Origin of the sequence: Streptomyces sp. NPDC048288 (assembly GCF_043201555.1) — a bacterium.
Classification (GTDB): Bacteria; Actinomycetota; Actinomycetes; order Streptomycetales; family Streptomycetaceae; genus Streptomyces.
Map to the genome: position 1 here is coordinate 1,231,972 of NZ_JBICZD010000001.1, position 21,466 is coordinate 1,253,437.

The window sequence follows — 21,466 nt, forward strand, 5'->3', positions numbered from 1 at the left end:
CAGGTCATGGGAGGCGTCATGAGGCTCGGCAGGGCACTGGCCAAGGGGGTCGCCGAGGAGCGGCCGCTCGTGCACGGCGAAGAACCCGGACTTCCCGAAGAGATCCAAGAGCCCCAGGCCGAGTCCGTGCCCGAAGAGGTCCCGGCCGCCCGGTGAGGCTGCGGCTCCCGGCGGAACGCCCGGCGGAGCCGCCGACCGGCTACAAGATCGCCCACCCGATGCTGTCCGGGGACGGCACCCGGGCCGGGTTCACCGGTGTGTCGCTGGGCGGCGCGCTGCCCTACGGAGTGCTGGACGACGCGTCCTGCGTCTACGGCCGCCGGCACCGCCCGCCCGCGCGGCTGTGCGACTGCGGTTTCCACTGCGTGCACGAACGCGAGACCGCCGAGGCCCTGTTGTGCACCGCCGAGCACCGGGCGGCCGTGCTGCTCGAAGTCTCCGTCCTCGGCGCCTACATCCGTTTCGAGCGCGGCTTCCGCTACGCCCGGCAGCGGGTGCGTACGGCCACGGTGGGCCCCTGCGCCTGCGGGGCGCCGGCCGTCGCGCTCGCCGACGCGGGCTGGGGCAGGCCCGGTTGGCGCGCCCTGACGGCGGTCTGCGGGGGCTGCGCGCCCACGCGTACGGCCGTCTCGCTCGCCGGGTTCGCGCGGCTGGCGGGGGAGCGGCTGCGGGTGATCGCCGGGGGCGCGGGGGCGCCCACCGGGGGTGCGCCACCCGGTGGGGCGGTGCCGGGCGAGGGGTTCGGGGTGCCCGAACTCGTGGCGGAGGCGGCCCTGTTGCAGGCCCGTCTGGACTGGTTCCAGAGCCGGCTGGCCCGGCTCGGCGAGCGCGAGGAGCGCGGGGAGCAGGGCTGAGCGCCGTCGACCTGGGTAGCCGCATGTCTGGAGACGGAACAGAGCGGACGCCGACGACACCCGGGAGGGCGGCAGCGATGACGAAGAGGACCGCACACGCGACGGGGGCCCGACTGGGCGACGCCGCGGGCGCGTTGACGGCGAAGGCCGGTCTCAAGGGCCGCGCCCGGGCCCGTGCCGCCGGGCTGAAGGACAAGGCCGGCGTGCTGACCGTACATCTGCGCGAGGGCGCGACCAGGGCGGGTCACCAGACCCAGGACCGGGCGGCGAAGGGCGGTCACACCGCCCAGGAGCGACTGCTGAACGCGCGGCACGCCCTGCGGGAACGAGCGTCGAGGACCGGGCACGCCCTGCGGGAACGAGCGTCGAGGACCGGGCACGTCGTGCGGGAGCGGGTGGTGTGGGTCCGGCACGTCGTACGGGAGCGGGTGGTGTGGGTCCGGCACGTGGTGCGGGAACGGTCCGGAAGGGGTGGGCACGCCGTGCGGGAACAGGCGTTGCGGGCCGGGCACGTGGTGCGGGAACGGTCCGGGAGGGGTGGGAACGTCGTGCGGGAACGGGCGATGCGGGCCGGGCACGTCGTGCGGGAACGGGCGATGCGGGCCGGGCACGTCGTGCGGGAACGGGCGATGCGGGCCGGGCGCGTGGTGCGGGAACGGTCCGGGAGGGCCGGGCATCTGGCGTCCGAGAAGGCCGCCGGGGCCGGACACGCCGCCGGGGAGCGCGCCTCGCGGTCCACGCACGCGATCGTGCGGGCCGCTCGGCGGCACCCGCGCCGGGTGCTGGCAGGGGGCGCGGCCCTTGCCGCCGGTGTCGCTGCCGTGGTCGCGGGTGTGCTCAGCCGGCGCCGGCGCGGCTGAGATCCGGGTACGGGTCCTCGCCGAGCGCCGAGCGCCGAGCGCCGAGCGCCGAGCACCGAGCACCGAGCACCGAGCACCGAGACCCCCCTCGCGAACACCGACCGCGGCACGCCACACCCTCTCACCGAAAACTCGATCCGTCTGGACAAGAAAAGTTTTCGGTGAGAGGGTGAAGCCATGCTGGACGTGACCGTGATCGAGGACCCCGAGGCGGCGGCCGTGACGCTGGACCCCATACGGTCCAGGCTGCTCGCCGAACTGGCCGCCGCACCCGCGTCGGCCGCGATGCTGGCCGGCAAGGTCGGGCTGCCCAGGCAGAAGGTGAACTACCACCTGAAAGCGCTGGAGCGGCACGGCCTGGTCGAGCTGGCGGGTGAGCGGCGCAAGGGCAACGTCACCGAGCGGCTGATGCGCGCGACCGCGGCGTCGTACGTCATCTCCCCGGCCGCGCTGCCCGCCGTGCAGCCGGACCCGGACCGCTTCCGTGACCAGCTCTCCGCGCGGTGGCTGCTCGCGCTCGGCGCCCGTCTGGTGCGTGACGTGGGCACGTTGATCACCGGCGCCACCAAGGCCCGTAAGCGGCTGGCGACGTACGCGCTGGACGGCGAGGTGCGCTTCGCCTCCGCCGCCGACCGCGCGGCGTTCGCGCAGGAGCTGACGGCGGGTGTGAGCGCGCTCATCCGCAAGTACGACGCACCCGACGCGGAGGGCGGCCGGGACCACCGGATCGTCGTCGCGCTTCACCCCACGGTCAAGGACCAGCCCGTACCCGAACTGGATCAGTAGGCAGCAGGAGCCCCGACATGTCCGAGGACAAGGAATTCGAGATCGCCCGCGAGTTCGAGGTCGACGCCACGCCGGAGGAGGTGTGGGAGGCGATCACCAACGCCACCGGCGCCTATCTGTGGCCGATGGAGCCGCCCGAGCCCCGGGTCGGCGGTGCGGCGGCCTTCGGCTCCACCGTCACCGCGTACGACCCGCCGCACCACCTGGTCGTCCGCAGCGAGAACGTCGGTTTCCCGACCCAGAGCGCCAACCAGCTGGAGCACGTCATCGAGCCCCGCGACGGCGGCCGGCGCGCCTGGGTGCGCTTCGTGCACAGCGGGATCTTCACCGACGAGTGGGACAACCAGTACGACGGCGCGAGCAAGCACAACGACTTCTATCTGCACACCCTGCGCGAGTACCTCACCCACTTCGCGCCCCGCCAGGTGACCTTTGCGCAGCTCAACGGGCCCGAGGCGTCCCAGGCGCCGGACGCCTTCACCGCCGTGGGCCGCGCGCTCGGGCTGCCGGACGACCTGGCCGAGGGCGCCAAGGTGAGCGTCCGGGGACCCGGCGGCCGGACCGTGGACGCGGTGCTCGACTACCGCAACCCCTACTTCATCGGACTGCGCACCGACGACGCCCTCGTGCGGTTCTTCGGCCGCAACCACTGGGGCGCCCCGGTCGGCATCAGCGTCCACGACTTCGCGCCGGACGCCGACGCCGGGGCGAACGAGACCGCCTGGCAGGACTGGCTGAACGGTGTGTACAGCCAGTCCTGAGCCGGGTTTTGTCACGGGCGGAAGCGCAGCACCTGCGGGTCGTGGTCGCTGATCTGGTCGTGGAACTCCGAGTTGATGTGCACGCTGTCGTACTCGAAGTCGCAGCCGCGCCGGATCGCCGGGCTGATCAGGATCTGGTCCAGGACCTGCTGGTTGCCCTGGTAGTCGTAGGTGTAGCGCTCGCTCCTCGGCAGCGACTGGATCGCCGACCACAGCTCGCCGTCACCCTGCAGGATCTTGGTGGTGTCGGAGAAGTCGAAGTCGTTCATGTCGCCGAGCGCGATGACGTTCGCGTTCTTCTGGACGTCGAGGATGCTCTTGGCGAACGCGTCGACCAGCGCCGCCTGCGCGTGCCGCTGGACCTCCGAGCTGCGCGTCGGGGGCTGGTACTGCGAGGTCAGCCCCTGGTCGCCGCCCTTGGAGTTCAGGTGGTTGGCGATCACGAAGACCGTCTTGCCGCGGAAGACGAACTCGCCGGCCAGCGGCTTGCGGCTGCTCGTCCAGGCGGAGTTCGACGGGTCGACACGGCCCGGGGAGGCCGTCAGCTGGGCCTTGCCGTGCACCTTGGTGACGCCCACCGCGGTGGTGGAGTCGCCGCCCGCGCGGTCGACGAAGGAGACCCGCTCCGGGTTGAAGAGGAAGACCTGGCGGATGTTGCCGCCGGGCTCGCCGCCGTCCTGGTCGTTGACCGGGTCGATGGAGCGCCAGTCGTACTTCGGGCCGCCGGCCGCGACGATCGCGTCGATCAGCTTGTTCACCGTCACGTCGGCGGCGACCGTGCCGTCGTCCGTCGCGCCGTTGTTGTCCTGGATCTCCTCCAGGGACACGATGTCGGGCGACTGCAGGTTGTTCACGATCGCGGCCGCGTGCGCGTCGAACGTGGCGTCGGACGGGTCGAGGTTCTCGACGTTGTAGGTCGCCACCGCCAGCTCGCCGCGCGACTGCTTCTGTGTGGTCTCGCGCTGCAGGCCGCCGCTCTTGAGCGTGCCGAGGCTGCTCGCGACGAGCGTGTAGCCGCCGTACTGGTTGTAGTCCATCGGGCCGGTCGTGGCGCCGGTCAGCGTGTCGCCGACGTTGGCCACCGGGAAGTCGGCGGTCGCGCCCAGGGACTGGATCTGCAGCCGGCCGGTGTTCTGGTCGTCGTAGGAGGCGTACAGCGAGCCGCCGCGGCGGGTGCGGTTCTCGTGCGGCTTCACCGTGACCCACAGCTCGCTGTACGGGTCGGTGGCGGTGACCACGCGCGTGTCGGAGACCTGGACGTTCATGCCCTCCAGGGACTCGTAGTAGTCCAGGGCGTACTTCTTCGGCTCCAGGGCCAGGGCGTTGACCGAACCGCTCGCCGCCGTGTCACCCGCGGGGGTGTACGCGGCCGGCACCGACTTCGCGTCGATCACGACCGGCGCCGGGACCGCGTTGCCGGTGGAGACGGTGGTCACGGTCGGCTTGGTGATCTCGGTCAGCGACTGGTTGCCGGTGGAGGCGCCGCCCGGGACGTACTCGGAGACCGTGCCGGTCACCGTGACGGAGTCGCCGACGGCGACCTTCGGGGTGGAGCTGGTGAAGACGAAGACGCCCTCGCTGGTGGCCGGGTTGTCGTCCGGCGTCGGGTCCTGCAGCCAGAATCCTCTGGAGGAGCCGTAGGTGCGCGTGGCCGTGACGATGCCGGGGACGTCCGTCACCTTCTGGCCGGCGTACGGGGAGGTGCGCGTGGTGCCCTGGACGTCGTGGATGCGCAGCCCGTCGGCCTGCGCCGGCGAGGTGAGGGCGACGGTGGACGCCGCGCTGCAGACGGCGGCGACGGTGAGCGCGGCGAGACGCGCGGAAGACCTGCTCGGCAAGGGAATCCCTCCGGGGACATACGGACGTGCCGGGACGAGGGTGAACATGGGGCGTGCATGACACATGCGACGTGATGCGACGCCGCATGTCACGTGCGTGTATGACATGCGACGCGGATGTGACGCGCGTAGACAACGAGTGAACACTTGTCTCCCCGTTTTCTACGCGCGTCAATCTCCTGCCTGGCCAAGGGAGTTGTCAAGGTTTCAGCCATGTGCGCGGTCCGGCGGGGAGATGAACCGGGCGGCATGGGTGGAAATCCGTCTAGGCTGAGCGGCTGAGCCGTACGGCGTCCAGGTGGTCGTACGGCCGTCGGTACGGTGTCCATGTCGCCGTACGACCCTTGAGGCGTCCGAGGAGAACCCGCCGATGTCAGACAGCTCGCCCCTGCCCCCGGTGCGGTTGCGTTCCGAAGCGGAGCTGGCGCGTGCCGCGCTGGCCGCACCGCTGCTCTCCCGGGCCGCCCGGCTCGCCCGCTGGGCGGGGCCGGACACCCGCGTCGACGCAGGCGGGGGACTGGCCGAGGAGCAGCTCCCGGCCGCCGCCGAGCTGCTCGGCCTCACCGGGGACGACGCCGCCGGGTACGCCGCCGAGGCCTGGCGGGTCGCCCTGGACGCCGGGCTCGTCGAGATCGTCGACGAGGACGCCGGGACCGTGGCGGCGGGGGAGGAGCTGGCGCTGCTCACCGCCGGCTCGCCGCACGACGTCCTCGCGGTCTGGCAGGCCGCGCTGGAGGCCGTGATCGCCGACGCGGGCGTGCCCGACCTGGACGGAATTGTCGACGCGCTGGGCGAGGGCGGCGAGGTCGATTTCTCGTCACTCGACTGGGACCCCGAGGCCGAGGCGGACTTCCTCGACGGCGTCCTCGGCAACCTGTACCTGCTGACGGTGAGCGAGGGCGGGCCCGGCGAGGCACCGGTGCCGCTGCCCGCGCTCGCCGCCTCGATGATCGTGCCCAGCGACATGGGCGAGCCGACCAACGACGTCCTCGAACAGGTCTCCGACGCGATGATGCGGCTCGACGACCAGTTCCGGATGCTGGAGCCGGTCGGGCTCGTCGAGTACCAGCCGGTCGACGAGGCGCTCATGGCCGACGCCGAGGAGGAGCCCGCGGCGGGGCCGGTCGACGACGCCGACGTCTCCCGGTACGGCATGGTGCGGCTCACCCCGCTCGGCGCCTACGGGCTGCGGGCGCGGCTGCTGGAGGCGGGCTTCGAGGCGCCGGCGGTCGGGGACCTCGCCGACAAGGGCGCGGACGCGCTGCTCGACGGTACCGCCGCGTTCCCGCAGGGGGCCGCGCAGGCCGAGACCGAGCAGTGGCTGGCGGGCCGTGAATCCCTGTCCGCGGCGCGGGAGCTGCTCGCCGCCGCCCGGGGCGAGGACGCCGGCGCGCCACTGCGCCGCCTCCGCTGTCAGCAGGCCCTGTCCCTGGTCGGCCCCGAGGCCGAGCCGGCGCTCCGCGAGGTCCTCGACGACCCCGAACTGGGCGGCCTGGCCCGGGTCTGGCTCACCGAGGGCGGCGCCGCCGATGTGCCGGCCCCCTCCCAGGACATGATCTTCTGGCTGACCATCGACACGGTCGCCGCCCAGCTGGCCGCCGAAGGCAACTCCGAGGAACTCCAGGCCCTGGTCGAGGGCTTGGCCCAGCAGCACGCCGGTTTCTTCGCCGAGGCCTGGCGCGTGGACCACCCGGACACCGCCGACGTTCTGGAGGCGATGGGCCGCCTGCACCCGGACAAGCGGGTGGCGAAGGAGGCCCGCAAGGCGGCGTTCAAGGCGCGGTCGCAGCACGGGGGATAGGGCGCGGCCGACGGGGGGGCGAGAGAGACGGACTGCGGCGGGGGCCCTGGAGGGTCACCGCCGCCGGTCTTCGCTCGTGCTGCGGGCGGCCGCGTGACGGGCACCGCCCGGTCGCGTCGGTCGCGCCGGTCGCGTCGTCCGGGCCGGGCGCCGTTGCGGCGGGAGGGGACCGGGGGACCGCGGGGTGTGTTCTTGGGCGGGTCTTTTGGATGCTGTGGGCCGGTGTATACGGATTCATGGAAGTGGCGTCGTCGAAGTCGCCTGGTGTTCAACCGGAGTTCAGGGGTGGGCGCGAGCGTGTGCGCCGAGTTGAGGTCCGCCACCCTCCACGGCACTCCCGACCGTCACAGGAGACATCATGTCGCTCACCCGTAGGGACTTCGCCAGGAAATCCGCGATCACCGGTGCCGGTGTCGCGCTGGCGGGCAGTGTCGGTGCCCTCGCCACCGCCCCGAACGCCCTCGCCGCCACCGAGTCCGCCGAGGCCGGTTCGGCGGACGCGCACGGCGGTGTCGGCTACGGGCCGCTGGTCGAGGATCCCGACGGCATCCTCGCGCTCCCCGCCGGCTTCAAGTACAAGATCATCACGTACAGCGGCAAGACCAAGCTGGAGTCGGGCGAGTTCACCCCCTCCAACCACGACGGCACCTCCACCTTCGACGGCCCGCGCGGCGCCACCCTCCTCGTCAACAACCACGAGCTGGCCGGCCCCCGCGCCAACTGGGCGTACCCGGTGCCGCTCACCGAGGGCCTGGTGTACGACCCGGCGGCGGCCGGCGGCTGCACGGTCGTCGAGGTCCGCCCCGGCGGCAAGGTCGCCGAGTGGGTCGGCATCGCCGGCACCGCCACCAACTGCGCGGGTGGCAACACCCCTTGGGACACCTGGCTGACCTGCGAGGAGACCGAGGACAAGACCGGCACCAACGGCTTCACCAAGGACCACGGCTACGTCTTCGAGGTCGACCCCGAGGACCGCCGGGCCAACCAGGACCCCAAGCCGATCAAGGCGCTGGGCCGGTACGCCCACGAAGCGGTCGTCGTCGACCCGAAGCGCGGCGACCTCTACCTCACCGAGGACGCCTCCAACCCGAACGGCCTGCTCTACCGCTGGACCCCGCCCGAGCACTTCCACCACGGCCGCGGCAAGCTCCGCACCCTCGCCGACACCGCGGGCACCCTCCAGGCCTTCAAGTGCTTCGACTCCGCCGGCCAGTTCGTCGACGACCTCTCCCGTGCCACGAAGCTCGGCACGGTCTACGGCGTCGACTGGGTGGACGTCCCGGACCGCGACGCGAAGACCACCTCCGTCCGCAAGCAGTTCACCGCCGGCCAGGTCACCCGCGCCCGCAAGCTGGAGGGCATGTGGTGGGGCGACGGCGGCGTCTACATCGTCTCCTCGTACGCCCGCGCGGAGAGCCCCGTCCAGCACGACGGCTCCGTGTGGTTCTACGACCCCAAGCGACGCACCCTCACCCTCAAGGTCCGCATCGGCGTCAACCCGGACCCGTCCGTGGAAGGCAACTTCGACGGTCCCGACAACATCACCGTCTCGCCGTACGGCGGTCTGGTCATCGCCGAGGACGGCGAGGGCCTCCAGCACCTCTTCGGCGCCACCGACGACGGCACCACCTACCCCATCGCCCGCAACGAGCTGAACGCCGGCACCGAAGAGGAGCCGGAGTACAGCGAGTTCACCGGCGTCACCTTCTCGCCCGACGGCCGGACCCTCTACGCCAACATCCAGACCCCGGGCATCATGCTCGCCATCACCGGGCCCTGGAAGCGCCAGAAGCACTGCTGAGCTTAATTCGTTCGCTCGACTCGCGGCCGCCCTCCTAAAGTGATGAACGTCCAGGTGCGAAGGCAGGACCTACTTCCACTGATAATGGGGCGGCCGCGGGTTCGAGTCCCGCCACCGGTACAACGCGCCGGTGTAGCTCAGGGGTTAGAGCACCTACGTCGGTTCCGCCGACTTCGATCTCTGGACACCAAAAACTTCATGCACCTCCCGGTGTGTGTGCACGTGAACTCGGGAGGCGCAGCTCATGGTGGGTGTCCGGTGCGCAGGCAGCGGTTACTTCAGGGCATGGTCCCCGACTGGGGGTGCGGGTTCGAATCCCGTCATCGGCCAAAGGCCGGTGTGGCGGAATGGCAGACGCGCCAGGTAATAGTCCCGTCGTCGATCCCTGAACTCGGACACCCTCCTTCTGTTGCGCCTCCTCCGGAACTCCAATGAATTCGGGGGGAATTCACCATGGCGCGATTCAACACCAAGTCGGCGCGGGCGCAGCCCACTTCGCGAGTCACTTCCACGGGACGGGTGCTCCGTACCTACCAGGGCGGCCTCGGCCGGGAGCGGGACGCGCGCTCCGAGCTCTTCCTGCTCGCCGTTTCCCACTTCGTCTCGCAGCGGACCTTCTACGAGACCGGCGCCGACCGCGACGACCGGTTCGCGGGGCTCGTGCGCGAGCTCGCCGTCACCGACCCGGAGTGGACCGCCGGCCTGCTCGGCTGGCTGCGCGGTGAGGGCAACATGCGGACCGCCTCGCTCGTGGGCGCCGCCGAGTACGTGCACGCACGGCTGGCCGTGGGCGCCACCGGCGGCCCCTCGAACCGGCAGGTCGTCGCGTCCGTGCTGCGGCGGCCGGACGAGCCCGGCGAGCTGCTCGCCTACTGGACCGCCACCCACGGCCGTGCCGTCCCCAAGCCCGTCAAGCGGGGGATCGCCGACGCCGTACGGCGGCTCTACCACGGCAAGTCGCTGCTCAAGTACGACACCGCGTCCAAGGGCTACCGCTTCGGCGACATCCTCAACCTGGTGCACGCGGCGCCGGACCCGGACAAGCCGTGGCAGGGCGAGCTGTTCCGGTACGCCCTCGACCGGCGGCACCACCCGGACACCGCCGTACCGCCCGGGTCGAGCCCGGTGCTCGCCGCGCACCGCGAGCTGATGGCACTGCCCGTCGAGCGGCGGCGCGCGGTCGTCACCGGGCCGGACGGCGCCGAGCGGCTCGCGGCGGCCGGACTGACCTGGGAGGCGCTGGCCGGCTGGCTGCAGGGGCCGATGGACCGGGCGGCCTGGGAGGCCGTGATCCCCTCCATGGGGACCATGGCGCTCGTCCGCAACCTGCGGAACTTCGACGAGGCCGGGGTCTCCGACGAGGTCGCCGCCCAGGTCGCGGCCCGGATCAGCGACCCGGCGGAGGTGGCGCGGTCGCGGCAGTTCCCCTTCCGGTACCTCGCCGCGTACCAGCACGCGCCGTCGCTGCGCTGGTCCTACCCGCTGGAGCGGGCGCTCGGCCACTCGCTGGCCAACGTGCCCGCGCTGCCGGGGCGGACGCTGGTGCTCGTCGACCGGTCCGGTTCGATGTTCTACTCGCCGCTGTCCGACCGCTCGGAGCTCAACCGGGCCGACGCGGCGGCGATCTTCGGCACGGCGCTCGCGCTGCGGGCGGCGGACGCGGACCTCGTCGAGTTCGGTACGACGAGCAAGCGGCTGGACTTCGACCGGGCCGAGTCGGTGCTGAGGATCCTCGGCCGCTTCGGCGACCTGGGCGGCACCGACACCACCTCGGCGATCCGCGCGCACTACCGGGGGCAGGACCGGGTGCTGATCGTCACCGACGAGCAGTACGCGTACCACCAGCACGGCGACCCGACCCGGCAGGTGCCGGCGCACATCCCGGTCTACACCTGGAACCTGGCCGGCTACCGGGTCGGCCACGGCCCGTCCGGAAAGGCCGGCCGGCACACCTTCGGCGGCCTCTCGGACGCGGCCTTCCGCATGGTGCCGCTGCTGGAGGCGGCCCGGGACGCCGACTGGCCGTGGGCGACGGCGGCCTGACCGTCGCCCCTCGATCGTGACCCGCACCTTCACGGGGGGTGCGGGTCACACCCATGCCCGCCACACCGATACCCACCCCGCCGCACCCTTGCCTGCCCCGCTATTGATATCTAACATTTCAGTGCATGGAGGCCCTACGACCCCTGCCCCGCACCCTGCTCCGCGACCGCGCCTACACCGCGATCCGGGACGCCATCGTCGCCGGGGAGATCGAACCCGGTGCGGTGGTGCGTGACGCCGAGTTCGCGGAGCGGCTCGGGCTGTCCCGGGCGCCGGTGCGGGAGGCGTTCGCGCGGCTCGTCGACGAGGGGCTGCTGGAGAGCAAGCCGCAGAGCTACACCCGGGTCACCCCGGTGGTGGCCGCCGAGGTGCGGGACGCGGCGGCCGTGGTCGGCGCCATGCACGAACTGGTCACCCGGGCCGCCGTGCCCCGGCTCCGGGACGCGGACCTGGACGAGATGCGCGCGGCCAACGTGCGGTTCGCCGGCGCCGTACAGGACGGTGACGTGGACGAGGCGCTGCGCGCCGACGACGAACTGCACGACGTACTGGTCCGCGTGGCGGGCAACCGCGCGGCCGCCGCCACGGTGGCCCGCTACACCCCACTCATCCGCCGTCTGGAGCGCCGCCGCTTCGGCGAGGGCGGCTCCTGCCGCTCGGCCGGGCTGCACGAGGGGCTGATCAGGGCCTGCGCGGCCGGTGACACGGAGGCGGCGGTCCGGGTCACCGCGGAGATCTGGCGCACCCTCGCCGACCTGGCCGACGACGACACCATCGACTGAACCGCCCCTCCAGGAGGCCTCCATGTCCCTTTCCTCGTACGACCGTTACCCGCTCCTCTTCGGCCCCTCCCCGGTGCACCCCCTGGAGCGCCTCACCGCCCACCTCGGCGGGGCGGCGCTGTGGGCCAAGCGGGAGGACTGCAACTCCGGGATCGCGTACGGCGGGAACAAGACGCGCAAGCTGGAGTACCTGGTCGCGGACGCGCTCGCCAAGGGCTGCGACACCCTCGTCTCCATCGGCGGGGTGCAGTCCAACCACACCCGCCAGGTGGCCGCCGTGGCCGCCCGCGCCGGGCTCGAGTGCGTCCTGGTGCAGGAGAGCTGGGTGGAGTGGCCGGACTCCGTGTACGACAAGGTCGGCAACATCCTCATCAGCAGGCTGGCCGGGGCCGACGTACGCCTCGTGCGGGCCGGGTTCGGCATCGGCTTCAAGGAGAGCTGGGAACTGGCGCTGCGCGAGGTCGAGGAGTCCGGCGGCAAGCCGTACGCCATCCCGGCCGGCGCCTCCGACCACCCGCTCGGCGGCCTCGGCTTCGCGGGCTGGGCCTATGAAGTCGCCGAGCAGGAACGGCAGTCGGGCGTCTTCTTCGACACGGTGATCGTCTGCTCGGTGACCGGGTCGACCCAGGCGGGCATGGTCGCCGGGTTCGCCGCGCTGGAGCAGGCGGGCGGCCGTGCGCGCCGCGTCATCGGCATCGACGCCTCGGCCAAGCCCACCGAGACCCGCGAACAGATCGCCCGCATCGCCCACCGCACCGGCCAACTCATAGGCGTCGAACGGGAGCTGACCGTCGACGACGTCGAACTCGACGAGCGCTACCACGCGGGCATCTACGGCATCCCGGACGACACCACCCTCGCGGCGATGCGCCTCGCCGCCCGCACCGAGGGCATGGTGACGGACCCGGTGTACGAGGGCAAGTCCATGGCGGGGATGATCGACCTGGTCGAGCGGGGCGAGATCGCCGCCGACTCCACGGTCCTCTACGCCCACCTCGGCGGCCAGCCGGCACTGAACGCGTACAGCGCGGTGATCTAGGCAGAACGACATCCCGCGAGCCTCAGCCGACCGCCCGGGCGGCGCCCTCAATGAGATCGTCGGGTCGTCGCCGACCTCAGGGTGACCGATCATCACGACGTGGGACGAGCTCGGCACGCCGGCGGGATGGCCTGGTCCCGGCTGGCGGTCAGTTCGGGATGCTCGGTGCGGGTGCGTCATCAGGAGTTCGGCTCTGCCACGCACGGTCGGCTTGAGCGGAAGTCCTACCGTGACTGTGAGTCGGGCCAAGGGCGTGTTTCAGAAGTGGATCGAGCATCGTGGTCGGCTGGGTTGGACGTCTCGTCTGTCCAGCCTCGGGGCAGAGCCAGTCGGCCTGACCGGTGTGCGTTGCGCTGTTCGGTGACCCATCGCTCGACCTGGTTCACGGAGGTCGCGAGTGACCGGCCGGTGGCGTCGATCAGGTGGGTGCGCCATCGCGGGTCTTCGGCGGTCCATGTGGTCCACCGGTGCCAGGCCATCTCCGGCCAGCTCCCGTCGGTGATGACGTCGGGCCGGAAGCACGGGTCGCGGGCGTGCCCGCGGTGCCAGGCGGCCCAGCCGCAGAAGGCGTCGGTGGCGGCCTGGCCCCATCGGCCGCCGTCGCGTGCGGCGAGTCGGTCGCGCCGGTCTTGGTCGGCGACGTCGATCAGGCAGACGGCGATGCCGTTCAGCGAGGGGGCCGAGGGGGCGGCCAGGACTTCGCCCAGCGGTGAGTTCCCGGACAGCAGCAGGTCCATTCCACGGTCCTGCTACTCCGGCGCACCCACACCTCGGTCATGCGGTTGCGCCAGTGGGGAGGGATCGGAGGGTCCGGGACACCGACTTCATCGAAGTCGTGCACCACGACCCCGTCCAGTCGGTCGATGACGGCGAAGGCGAGCGTGGTCTTGCCCGCGCCGCTGGACCCGGTCAGCTTGAGCAACATCTGGCCAGGGTGACAGCCCGAAAAAGCTTTCTCGACCGGTTTGTCGGGCCCCATCGGCCCACCGCGTGAACGCCGAAGACGGCTGTCCGAGCTCGGCAGCCGCGTCCAGACCGCGCCGAACGGCCCGTGCCGACCACCTCAAGGCAACCGACCGACCGCCCCGGTACCCGAGGGCCACGGGGCCACATTCGACTCACGCCTCCACCACCCGCCCGCGATCTCCCTCCGCCCGCCCGTTACCGGCCTTGGCACGCCCATTGCCGGGGGGTACCACTTCTTCCTGGGCCATCATCCGGGGGTCGATCCGGCCTTCATCCCTCAGCGCAGGAACGCGTTCAAGCCGGAGACTCTTGATTCGAGAATTAATCACATCCGATTTGGCTTCCTGGCGCCAATCCAAACAGGCCCAGTCGACTTGCCGCAATTAGTCAGAACGCAAATAGGCCCGCCCCTCGAAAGGGGCGGGCCTGCTGGTGGAGCTGTTTAGTTGGCGGCTGGCGATGGCCGCCAGGAGGGCTTCACAGAGCCGTTCGACGTCGGCTTGCTGCCTGGGGGCGAAGACCATGCTGTTAGGCGACTTGATGGCGGCTGCATTACTGCGCACCACGGCGTTGTTGGTGTCGCCGATGATGACCACGCCGAACCGCCCGTTCGTGAGCAACTTGCGCGGGGCCTTGTAATAGACCTCGCTGATCTGTGCCACGCTTACCCGGCGCTGGCCCGGCACCCGGCTTAATGCGCCGTGCCCGATCGCCAGCAACTGTCCGTCGAAGCTCCGCCTTCGGCCCGAATCGGTTGCTGCGTTGTGCTCATTTCTTGACCTCCGAATTAGCTGCAATCTCTTATTGCATCGGATGAAAGAAAATCATTGCATATCGTCGAAATCGTTGGCCCAAACACATCACGCCGTAAATAAGTTTCCAAGAACGGGTAGTGCTTCGGGCGTTCGATCGGCAAGATAACCCATCATGCGGGCCAGATTCGCAAGACTGACAGCCGAAGCATCGTTCGCTTTCTGTGTTTCCGTGTCCATTTGGGGGCTTTACTGGGCATTTGATGGGCCAGCTCCACGGGCTCCTGCAACTGTTGGTGTCATCCTTGCTTCCGCGAGCTTCCTCACGCTCGTGCTCCAGCACATAGTCGACTCCGCAAACGAGGTGCAAAAGAGCCGCGAACGAGTCCGCGAAGCGGAGCGCAACCTAGAGGACGCTCTGTCGGAGGGGGCCAGCAGACCCCACGAGGATCCGCCCGAGACTCCGAGCGAAGAACGCCGTGAGGCTCACCGGCTGGCGCTCGCGCTGCTGTGGGAGGTGAACCACAGCAAACTGGAGCTATATCACAAGATCGCCACGAGACAGGCGAGCATGTCCTTCTGGAGCGCCCAGCTCGCGATGTTCCTCGGCTTCGGAATGCTGGGGCTGTTCGTGGCGGTGGCGTACGACGCCAGCACGACGGCGGGGGCGATCGTGGCGGGCGGCTTGGGCGCGGTGTCGGCCGCACTCGCGGGATTCATCGGCAAGACGTTCGTCAGGTCACAGGAGGCGGCGGCTGGTCACCTCAAGGCGTACTTTGACCAGCCGCTTGAGATGTCGCGCTTCCTGGCGGCCGAACGCCTGGTCGCCGACTCCGGCATGACGCAGGAGCAGCGGGCGGCGATAACCGCGGAGTTGGCCAGGGCGATCGTGGCGCGCCCCGGTGCCACACCGGCCGCCGGGGGCACCGAGACGTCATTCGAGGGCAGCCGGACGGCCACGGGCTGACAAGCCAGCTCCCTGGTCTTCGTCGTCGTCCCACGTGGGCCACTTCTCGCGGACTGTGAGGCGTGGCCGCTTCACCCGCCCGCCCTCTGGCCAGACCATGCGGGGCGGGAGCGGCTCCAGCTCGGGCGCCGTGGCCTGCCTACGCCTGATGGACGCCGTGGGCTTCCCGGCGGCCAGGAGCCGGGCCTCCCGCTGCCGCACACACCAGGCGTCGCCGTACACCCTGGCCTGAGGGGTGCTGGTCGGTTCGACCCAGCGACCCCGGTCGTACCAGTGGGGGCGGGCGTAGCAGCGTGACTGGTAGTAGTCGATGAAGTTCGGCGGAGCGGTGAGTTTGTGGTGGTGCCAGACCAGGCACCAACGGCAGCGCACGGCCACCTCCATCGCGTTCAACGTGGTGAAGCCGTATAGGAGGGGGACGCCTCCGATGTCCGCGTTCGGTCATGGGCGGAACTCCTCCGGTGGAGGCGTCAGGCCAGGGCCTGACGAGGTTGGGAAAGGTGACGGTGGGGGGTGTCGGCTGCGGGTCACTGGGTCGTTTGGAGGGGGGCTGGCGCTCCGGGCTAGGTATGTACGCGCCGGCCGGACCTGCCGTCCTTGACGGCGGAATCGCGTTCGGGGGCACTCTGGCCCTGTGCCGGGCGGTGCTGAAAGCCCTGAAGGTGTTGTGGACGCGAGGAGGCCCCGGAGCTTGTGTGCTCCGGGGCCAAAAACGGTCACCCGTGCTAGATTTGAGCCTCAACCCGTTCATTGAGCTATTGCTGCCGCCGGTTCGATTCCGGCAATCACACTTGCGGTTGGTTTGGCAATCTGGCACTCCTACGAGTTCTCCAAGGTCATTCGCACACTCCGTAAGGGCAACATCCAGGACAAGCGTCCTAACAAAACAAATTCAAATAGAAGGCTGAGGTTCGGCATGAAGATTATCGAAATCGTAATGCCAGCCGTAAGCGTCGTTGCTGGATGGTTCCATGTGGCGGCAGCTGAGTGAACGGTCGAGTCACCGAGAAGGGGCGCCCCCGCAAATGGGGCGCCCTTCGGTGTTTATCCGCCTAGCGCGGGTTGAGGGCGCGTCTGGCCGAGTCGATGAGGTTGTGGGCGTGAGAGCCGTAGACGGCGGACTCGCTCAGGGTGTCGAAGACGCGCAGGTAGGTGGCCACGTTGTCGGCGTCATCGACCCACATCTCCGAGTGCCAGTTCTCCACGATCACCTGACGGTCGTCGTAGACCCAGAAGGCGGTTGCCGGAGGGATCTTGAGGGACGCGGAGAGGGGGATGATGCCCAGCTCGACCGTGTCCAGGCCGATGGCCCCCGAGAGGCGGTCCAGTTGGGCGGCCAGCACCGATGGTGGACAGATCAGGGCGTGGAGAGCGGACTCCCACAGGATGAGGTGGAACCGCTTCGAGGAGTCGTACAGGGCTTCCTGCCGCTTCATGCGGGAGCGCACGGCCTCCTCGGTGTCACGCGGCGACCGCTGTAGCTCCGCGTACCGGGTGAAGATCGACCGGGCATAGTCCGGCGTCTGCAGAATGCCGAAGATCATGGAGGACTCCCAGCCCCGGAACACAGACGCGTCGGCGTGCGCGCCCAGGTGGGTGTCCTGGACCGGCTTGTGCCCGGAAGCCAGCTGCCGTCGCCACGACCGGATGTGTGACTCGAACCCTCGAAGCCTGGCCAGCAGCTCGCCATGCGCCTCGGGCTGGCCGCACGCTTCGGCCCACCTCTGCAGGTCGTCAGCCGTGGGAGTTTGTCTGCCGTTCTCCAGCCTGCTGACCTTCGACTTGTTCCAGCCGTACCGCTGGGCAAGCTGCTGACCGGTGAGCCGGCCACCGGGGGTGGAGAACCTGAGTTCGCGCAACCGCATGCCCAGGGCCGCGCGTGCCTGCTGGTAGTCCGTGCTCACCGGTCAGCAACCTGCCTTACTCCTTCGCGGTCAGCTGCGCCGCGAACTGGTCGTACGGGATGGCGTGGTGCATGGCCGCGTCCCGCGCCTGGACGTACCTCAGGACCGCCGCGGGCTCCGTGATCAGCTCGACATTCAGCAGGGTGTCGGCGTCATCGAAGTTCAGGAGGGCGGCCAGCCGCGAGTCGAAGAGCCAGAAGTCCTCGGCGGGCAGGCCGAGCCGGCCGGCGTCCTCGCGCCACAGGTTGAAGATCCGCTCACCGACGGCGCTGTTACGGCGCGCGTTGTCGAGGAGGTAGAGCTGACCGGCCGTTGGCGGGTTGTCCACCACACGCGCCCGCTCGAATCGCTTACCCAGCGCGGTCTGTTCCCGGCGTTCGGCGCACCACTCCACGTCGACGCCATCCCAGTTCACGGGCTCGCCACGAGTGAACTGGGCGTAAGTGTCGGTGACTTCGTCGGAGGCGTACCGGCGCCGCGTCTCCAGCCGCCAGGCCGTGTGCTTGAACTGGGTGAAGAGCCGGTCGAACTCGTCCAGACCGATGATGTCCGGCACCCGGGTGACCTCCTTCGGGCCGAAGTCGACGAGCAGTTCGCGCGGTACCACGATGGGCACTTCGCCCTGGTTCAGGTGGCGAAGCTGGCCGATGTCATCGGGGTCGGTGAGAGCCGGGCCGTGCACGATGACCTCACCCGAGTCGAGATCTTCATGCACAGCGGGGCACCCGTTGACGCCGCTGCCCGTGCCTTTGAAGCGCAGTCGACGCGCCATGATCAGTTCCTTTCGTCAGAGGACTGATCTTCCAAGCCTCGCTGAGCCCGGCGGCTTCCCGACCGGGTTCCGTCGGCCTTTATCAGCAACCTTCCGCAACTCGGGGAGGACGTCAAGCAACTTTGCGCAACTCCCATAGCGATCAGCGGTGGCCGGTTCCTAGCTTCGGGTTCATGGCACCGAAGAAAGCGCAGGACGTCACCGACACTCAAGCGGCGGTCGAGGAACTGAGAGCCGCCCTGGACGGAGTGAGGATCGTCTTCCCCTCGCTGAGGCTCGACCCGGCCTCACCCGGGTCGGAGCCGGTCGAACTGGGCTGCGTGCGCGCCGACGTGGCCGTCCGCCTCGCCAAGGCACTCCGTTCGGGGGCTCGCGAGTGACCGCCGAGAAGGTGGAACCGCCAGCCGGCACCCTGGTCATCGACATCGCCAGCGACAAGCTCGGCTACCTCATGGGGCACGAAGGTTCGTACGTCCAGCTGCGCCCCGTGGCCGGAGGGCGAGATTGGGACGCCGACCCCGCTCACGTCCGTCGGGCCACAGACGAGGAGCGGCACCGGGCCATGGCCGAACGCATCCGCGCCATGAACACCTTCAGCAGCGGCGGCATCTTCGGATGAGCGCGCCGACCGACGACACCTCCACGATGTCCCCTGAGTGCGCCCTCGGCCAGCGGCCGGGTTACCTGGGCATGCACGACGAGTGCCGCCAGACTAAGGACATCCCGCTCCCCCACGGCCGGGGCATCCTCCTCATACGTCGCTGCACCTGCCCCCATCACCGCTACACCTCCCCCAGGTGATGCCCCCTCACCAAAGCCATCTGACCAGCAACTGAGCCTTACCCCAACTCGACCAGGGTGAGGCTTAGTTACGTCTCCCCCCGCTGCCCTCGGTGATGCGCTACATTCGACGCGGCAAGTCGTCAGGCTCTCTGCCTCTCCAGCTCTCCAGAGGCCTCGCGGGCTGCTTCTCAGCGTTTCGACTGGATGTAGTGCGGAGTGCGAACCTGTACGGCGTGAGTCGAAACCACAGAGGCGGACCGCTCCAGTTCCCGAGCCTGCTCGGGTTATCGGCTGCTGCTGAGTAGAACCGAGAACATTTGCGCACACGTCGGCGTTAGGTGCACGGTCCGAACCGCAGGGTTCGGATCGAGGCTGCCTGCGCACCCGATCCGACCTGTGACAGGGAAGGTAAGGATCGGTGGACGGCACCGCCATCATCATTCTCGCCATCGCTGGCGTGCCTTCCGTGCTGCTCTTCGCTGTGAAGGGTCTGCTGGACCAGGTCCCGGATGTGATCGACTCCGCCGGGAAGGCCCGCGACGCATGGCACCGCTAGGAGGCACGTTGCAGGCGAGGACTCGCCGGACGGTGGTGGTCACAGCACGTTGCTGAGCCGTTCGATCAGCGCGTGCGCCGTCTCCTCGCCGCCAGCCGTGGCACCTGCCGCGACCGTGCTGATCGCGATCGGAGCGAGGTGTCCCCTGAGGGTTGCCAGGGCGCGCCGGAGAATGCCGCGGTCCGGCTCGTCTCGGGCGACCTCGGCGCAGACGGTTGCTGCCGCATCCGATGCGTCTTCGCGGACACCATCGGGCACATCCGCGGTGACCAAATGACGCACGGCGTCAGCCACGGCTTCGGCGAGGGCCTCGAAGCCGGGAGTGACCCTCTGGACGAACTGATCCACGTTGCCATAGGTCACCGACCCTTGGACCTTGCCCGAGTTTTGATTTCCAATCTGCACGATCTTGTCGCCGTAGTGGATTTCACTCATCCAGTCACCTTGCCTGTGTTGGCGTTGCCGAACTGCGTGATGCTGTCACCGACATGAAAGTTCTCGACCTGGAACTGAAACTCCGCCTCCGGATTGTCAATCGCCTCCATGATCGAGCGGGAGATATCGGACACCAGTTCGTTGTCTGGATGCGTAATTACGGCGCTCGCCGCTCCCGCAGTCTCGATGTTGAGCCGGTACAGGGTGTCTCCGCTGATCGCCCATACCAGGCGGATGAGACCAGAGACGAGGAACGCGGCCAAGATCCCCAACACTGCTGGCGCGATGAGCCCAGCCGCGAGGGTTTGACCTTGAGTCACGTACAGGGCGTAGCCCACGAGTACGACGTACGCCACGAGAAACCAGCGCCCGACGCTCTTGAAAATCTTGGCGAAGCTCGGCCTCAGCGTCTCTGGCATCACGCGGGCGATGTTCTGAAGGGGGTAGGCCGCGGAACCGACCCAGAGGACCCTTCGACTGACGCGGATAGTGATCGTATTGTGCCTATAGAACATCCTGCCCCCCGTACCAGGAATGCCTGCCAATCGGCACTTAACTGTATCCGTCTATCGCCGGAGGAGGTGGGCAGATCGACAGAATGATGAGCATGATCAGGGCTGGCTAAGAGGCGTAGTCGGCCTGTGGCCGTCTCGTTGCCGGGGCATGGGGTGGTGGGAGGCTTGTGGGGATGAGGGGCTTACAACGGCTAACGCAATAAGCTGAGTTATCGGTGGGCGATCAGACAGCAGGCGAACTTGAGGAACGCTTCATGGATGTCGGCTCGGCGTTCCCAGCGGATCCGCAGGCGCCGGAAGCCGTGCAGCCACGCGAAGCTCCTTTCGATCACCTAGCGGTAGGTGCCCAGTCCGGTGCCATGGCATGTTCCGTGGCGGGCAATGGCTGGCACGATCCGCGGTTGCGGACCTGGTCGCGGTAGGTGTCGTGGTCGTAGCCGCGGTCGGCGAACAGCGAATCGGGTTTGCGGCGCGGTCGGCCGACACGGCCGCGGACGGGCGTGATCGCGTCGAGCAGGGGCAGGAACTGGGTGCCGTCGTTGCGGTTGCCACCGGTCAACAGGACAGCCAGCGGGGTGCCATGCCCGTCGGTGATCAGATGGTGTTTCGAGCCGGCCCGGCCCCGGTCGACCGGCGAGGGACCAGTGTGGCTCCCCCTTTTAGTGCTCTGACGTGGGAGGAGTCGACCACGCAGCGGGACCAGTCCAGGCGTGAGGCTGCGTTCAGTTCGGCCAGCAGGACGTCGTGGAGTCGCTGCCAGACGCCGGCCTCGTTCCAGTCCCGCAAGCGGCGCCAGCAGGTCATGCCCGAGCCGAAGCCCAGTTCCTGCGGCAGGTACTCCCACTGGATCCCGGTGTGCAACACGTAGAGGATCCCGCACAGCACTTCCCGGTCCGGTAGCGCCCTGCGGCCCGGGTACCGGAAACGCCGTTCACGCTGCGGCAGCAGCGGCTTCAGGCGATCCCACAGCTCATCCGACACGATCCACGGCGATGTCCCCACATCTGGCCGAACGCTCAACTACCGGCACAGACACGGCCAGCAGTGCCAATCCACCTCATTGTGTTAGCCGTTGTAAGGGCCTGTAAAAGAACAACATGCGGGTGCACGTCCCGCTGACCTGCAGTGTCAAGAATGGAACCAGCAAGTTAATTCCCGGCAGGCCCTAAGCGGGGTGGGCACGCCTGCGGCCAGCACCTGCCGGCCCGCGACCGGTTCTAGCCGCCCGCGTTCAGCCTCCGCCTGCCCGTG

The 21,466-nt window shown here is 69.4% G+C and carries 22 protein-coding genes and 1 pseudogene; 14 read left to right on the top strand and 9 right to left on the bottom strand.

Features of this window, described 5'->3' with window-relative positions; translation table 11 throughout:
* Window positions 1-18 precede the first annotated feature (18 nt).
* From ACGFZS_RS05500 to ACGFZS_RS05520, 5 genes are all read left to right on the top strand, one after another.
* Window positions 19-156, top strand: a complete 138-nt coding sequence (locus ACGFZS_RS05500) for a hypothetical protein (RefSeq protein WP_355715201.1) — start codon at window positions 19-21, stop codon at window positions 154-156.
* On the top strand, window positions 153-854 hold the full coding sequence (locus tag ACGFZS_RS05505) for a hypothetical protein (protein WP_393793967.1): 702 nt from the start codon (window positions 153-155) through the stop codon (window positions 852-854). Before ACGFZS_RS05500 ends, ACGFZS_RS05505 begins: the two co-directional genes overlap by 4 nt.
* A gap of 77 nt (window positions 855-931) precedes the next feature.
* Window positions 932-1,714 carry a hypothetical protein gene (locus tag ACGFZS_RS05510; protein WP_393793968.1) on the top strand — a complete coding sequence of 261 codons (783 nt, stop codon included), beginning with the start codon at window positions 932-934 and terminating at the stop codon, window positions 1,712-1,714.
* A 177-nt stretch (window positions 1,715-1,891) separates the two neighbouring features.
* Window positions 1,892-2,500 carry a helix-turn-helix domain-containing protein gene (locus tag ACGFZS_RS05515; RefSeq protein ID WP_390971406.1) on the top strand — a complete coding sequence of 203 codons (609 nt, stop codon included), beginning with the start codon at window positions 1,892-1,894 and terminating at the stop codon, window positions 2,498-2,500.
* Window positions 2,501-2,517: 17 nt separating this feature from the next.
* On the top strand, window positions 2,518-3,261 hold the full coding sequence (locus tag ACGFZS_RS05520) for an SRPBCC domain-containing protein (RefSeq protein ID WP_393793969.1): 744 nt from the start codon (window positions 2,518-2,520) through the stop codon (window positions 3,259-3,261).
* Between the two features lie 11 nt (window positions 3,262-3,272).
* Here the strand turns inward: ACGFZS_RS05520 and ACGFZS_RS05525 are convergent, their stop codons facing one another.
* The gene (locus ACGFZS_RS05525) at window positions 3,273-5,099 is read right to left on the bottom strand and encodes an endonuclease/exonuclease/phosphatase family protein (protein WP_393793970.1); all 1,827 of its coding nucleotides are present in this window, start codon (window positions 5,097-5,099) and stop codon (window positions 3,273-3,275) included.
* Between the two features lie 370 nt (window positions 5,100-5,469).
* Here ACGFZS_RS05525 and ACGFZS_RS05530 point away from each other — a divergent pair, with 370 nt between their 5' ends.
* The 5 genes from ACGFZS_RS05530 (at window position 5,470) to ACGFZS_RS05550 (ending at window position 12,565) form a co-directional block, all read left to right on the top strand.
* Window positions 5,470-6,900 (top strand): hypothetical protein, encoded by a 1,431-nt coding sequence (locus ACGFZS_RS05530; RefSeq protein WP_393793971.1) that lies wholly within the window; start codon window positions 5,470-5,472, stop codon window positions 6,898-6,900.
* A gap of 358 nt (window positions 6,901-7,258) precedes the next feature.
* A complete protein-coding gene (locus tag ACGFZS_RS05535; protein ID WP_393793972.1) occupies window positions 7,259-8,701 on the top strand; it encodes an alkaline phosphatase PhoX in 1,443 nt (480 codons plus the stop codon).
* A 453-nt stretch (window positions 8,702-9,154) separates the two neighbouring features.
* A complete protein-coding gene (locus tag ACGFZS_RS05540) occupies window positions 9,155-10,744 on the top strand; it encodes a TROVE domain-containing protein (protein ID WP_393793973.1) in 1,590 nt (529 codons plus the stop codon).
* A 125-nt stretch (window positions 10,745-10,869) separates the two neighbouring features.
* Window positions 10,870-11,526 carry a GntR family transcriptional regulator gene (locus ACGFZS_RS05545; RefSeq protein ID WP_393793974.1) on the top strand — a complete coding sequence of 219 codons (657 nt, stop codon included), beginning with the start codon at window positions 10,870-10,872 and terminating at the stop codon, window positions 11,524-11,526.
* Window positions 11,527-11,548: 22 nt separating this feature from the next.
* Entirely contained in the window at window positions 11,549-12,565 is a 1,017-nt protein-coding gene (locus ACGFZS_RS05550; RefSeq protein WP_393793975.1) for a 1-aminocyclopropane-1-carboxylate deaminase, read from the top strand.
* 224 nt (window positions 12,566-12,789) lie between these two features.
* On the opposite strand, the gene ACGFZS_RS05555 is transcribed toward ACGFZS_RS05550, so the two are convergent.
* Together ACGFZS_RS05555 and ACGFZS_RS05560 are read right to left on the bottom strand one after the other, a co-directional pair.
* A complete protein-coding gene (locus ACGFZS_RS05555; protein WP_393793976.1) occupies window positions 12,790-13,302 on the bottom strand; it encodes a hypothetical protein in 513 nt (170 codons plus the stop codon).
* Between the two features lie 612 nt (window positions 13,303-13,914).
* Window positions 13,915-14,328: a DUF4429 domain-containing protein gene (locus ACGFZS_RS05560; protein ID WP_393793977.1), complete on the bottom strand. Its 414-nt coding sequence runs from the start codon at window positions 14,326-14,328 to the stop codon at window positions 13,915-13,917.
* Window positions 14,329-14,614: 286 nt separating this feature from the next.
* Between ACGFZS_RS05560 and ACGFZS_RS05565 the strand changes: the two genes are divergently transcribed.
* Window positions 14,615-15,250 carry a hypothetical protein gene (locus ACGFZS_RS05565; protein ID WP_393793978.1) on the top strand — a complete coding sequence of 212 codons (636 nt, stop codon included), beginning with the start codon at window positions 14,615-14,617 and terminating at the stop codon, window positions 15,248-15,250.
* Here the strand turns inward: ACGFZS_RS05565 and ACGFZS_RS05570 are convergent.
* From ACGFZS_RS05570 to ACGFZS_RS05580, 3 genes are all read right to left on the bottom strand, one after another.
* Window positions 15,218-15,634, bottom strand: a complete 417-nt coding sequence (locus ACGFZS_RS05570) for a hypothetical protein (RefSeq protein WP_393793979.1) — start codon at window positions 15,632-15,634, stop codon at window positions 15,218-15,220. The genes ACGFZS_RS05565 and ACGFZS_RS05570 overlap by 33 nt on opposite strands.
* A gap of 668 nt (window positions 15,635-16,302) precedes the next feature.
* On the bottom strand, window positions 16,303-17,154 hold the full coding sequence (locus ACGFZS_RS05575) for a helix-turn-helix domain-containing protein (protein WP_393793980.1): 852 nt from the start codon (window positions 17,152-17,154) through the stop codon (window positions 16,303-16,305).
* 16 nt (window positions 17,155-17,170) lie between these two features.
* On the bottom strand, window positions 17,171-17,926 hold the full coding sequence (locus ACGFZS_RS05580) for a DUF6879 family protein (RefSeq protein ID WP_393793981.1): 756 nt from the start codon (window positions 17,924-17,926) through the stop codon (window positions 17,171-17,173).
* 173 nt (window positions 17,927-18,099) lie between these two features.
* Between ACGFZS_RS05580 and ACGFZS_RS05585 the strand changes: the two genes are divergently transcribed.
* From ACGFZS_RS05585 to ACGFZS_RS05595, 3 genes are all read left to right on the top strand, one after another.
* Window positions 18,100-18,306 carry a hypothetical protein gene (locus tag ACGFZS_RS05585; RefSeq protein WP_393793982.1) on the top strand — a complete coding sequence of 69 codons (207 nt, stop codon included), beginning with the start codon at window positions 18,100-18,102 and terminating at the stop codon, window positions 18,304-18,306.
* Window positions 18,303-18,545 (top strand): hypothetical protein, encoded by a 243-nt coding sequence (locus ACGFZS_RS05590; protein ID WP_393793983.1) that lies wholly within the window; start codon window positions 18,303-18,305, stop codon window positions 18,543-18,545. Before ACGFZS_RS05585 ends, ACGFZS_RS05590 begins: the two co-directional genes overlap by 4 nt.
* 582 nt (window positions 18,546-19,127) lie before the next feature.
* Window positions 19,128-19,265 carry a hypothetical protein gene (locus ACGFZS_RS05595; protein WP_393793984.1) on the top strand — a complete coding sequence of 46 codons (138 nt, stop codon included), beginning with the start codon at window positions 19,128-19,130 and terminating at the stop codon, window positions 19,263-19,265.
* A gap of 39 nt (window positions 19,266-19,304) precedes the next feature.
* On the opposite strand, the gene ACGFZS_RS05600 is transcribed toward ACGFZS_RS05595, so the two are convergent.
* The 3 genes and pseudogenes from ACGFZS_RS05600 to ACGFZS_RS05610 all read right to left on the bottom strand — a co-directional run bounded on the left by ACGFZS_RS05600 (window position 19,305) and on the right by ACGFZS_RS05610 (window position 21,217).
* Window positions 19,305-19,700, bottom strand: coding sequence for a hypothetical protein (locus ACGFZS_RS05600; RefSeq protein WP_393793985.1), 396 nt, complete (start codon window positions 19,698-19,700; stop codon window positions 19,305-19,307).
* Entirely contained in the window at window positions 19,697-20,215 is a 519-nt protein-coding gene (locus ACGFZS_RS05605) for a DUF6232 family protein (protein ID WP_393794127.1), read from the bottom strand. The genes ACGFZS_RS05600 and ACGFZS_RS05605 overlap by 4 nt, the downstream gene beginning before the upstream one ends.
* Before the next feature lie 209 nt (window positions 20,216-20,424).
* Window positions 20,425-21,217: pseudogene (locus ACGFZS_RS05610) on the bottom strand (IS5 family transposase).
* Window positions 21,218-21,466 lie beyond the last annotated feature (249 nt).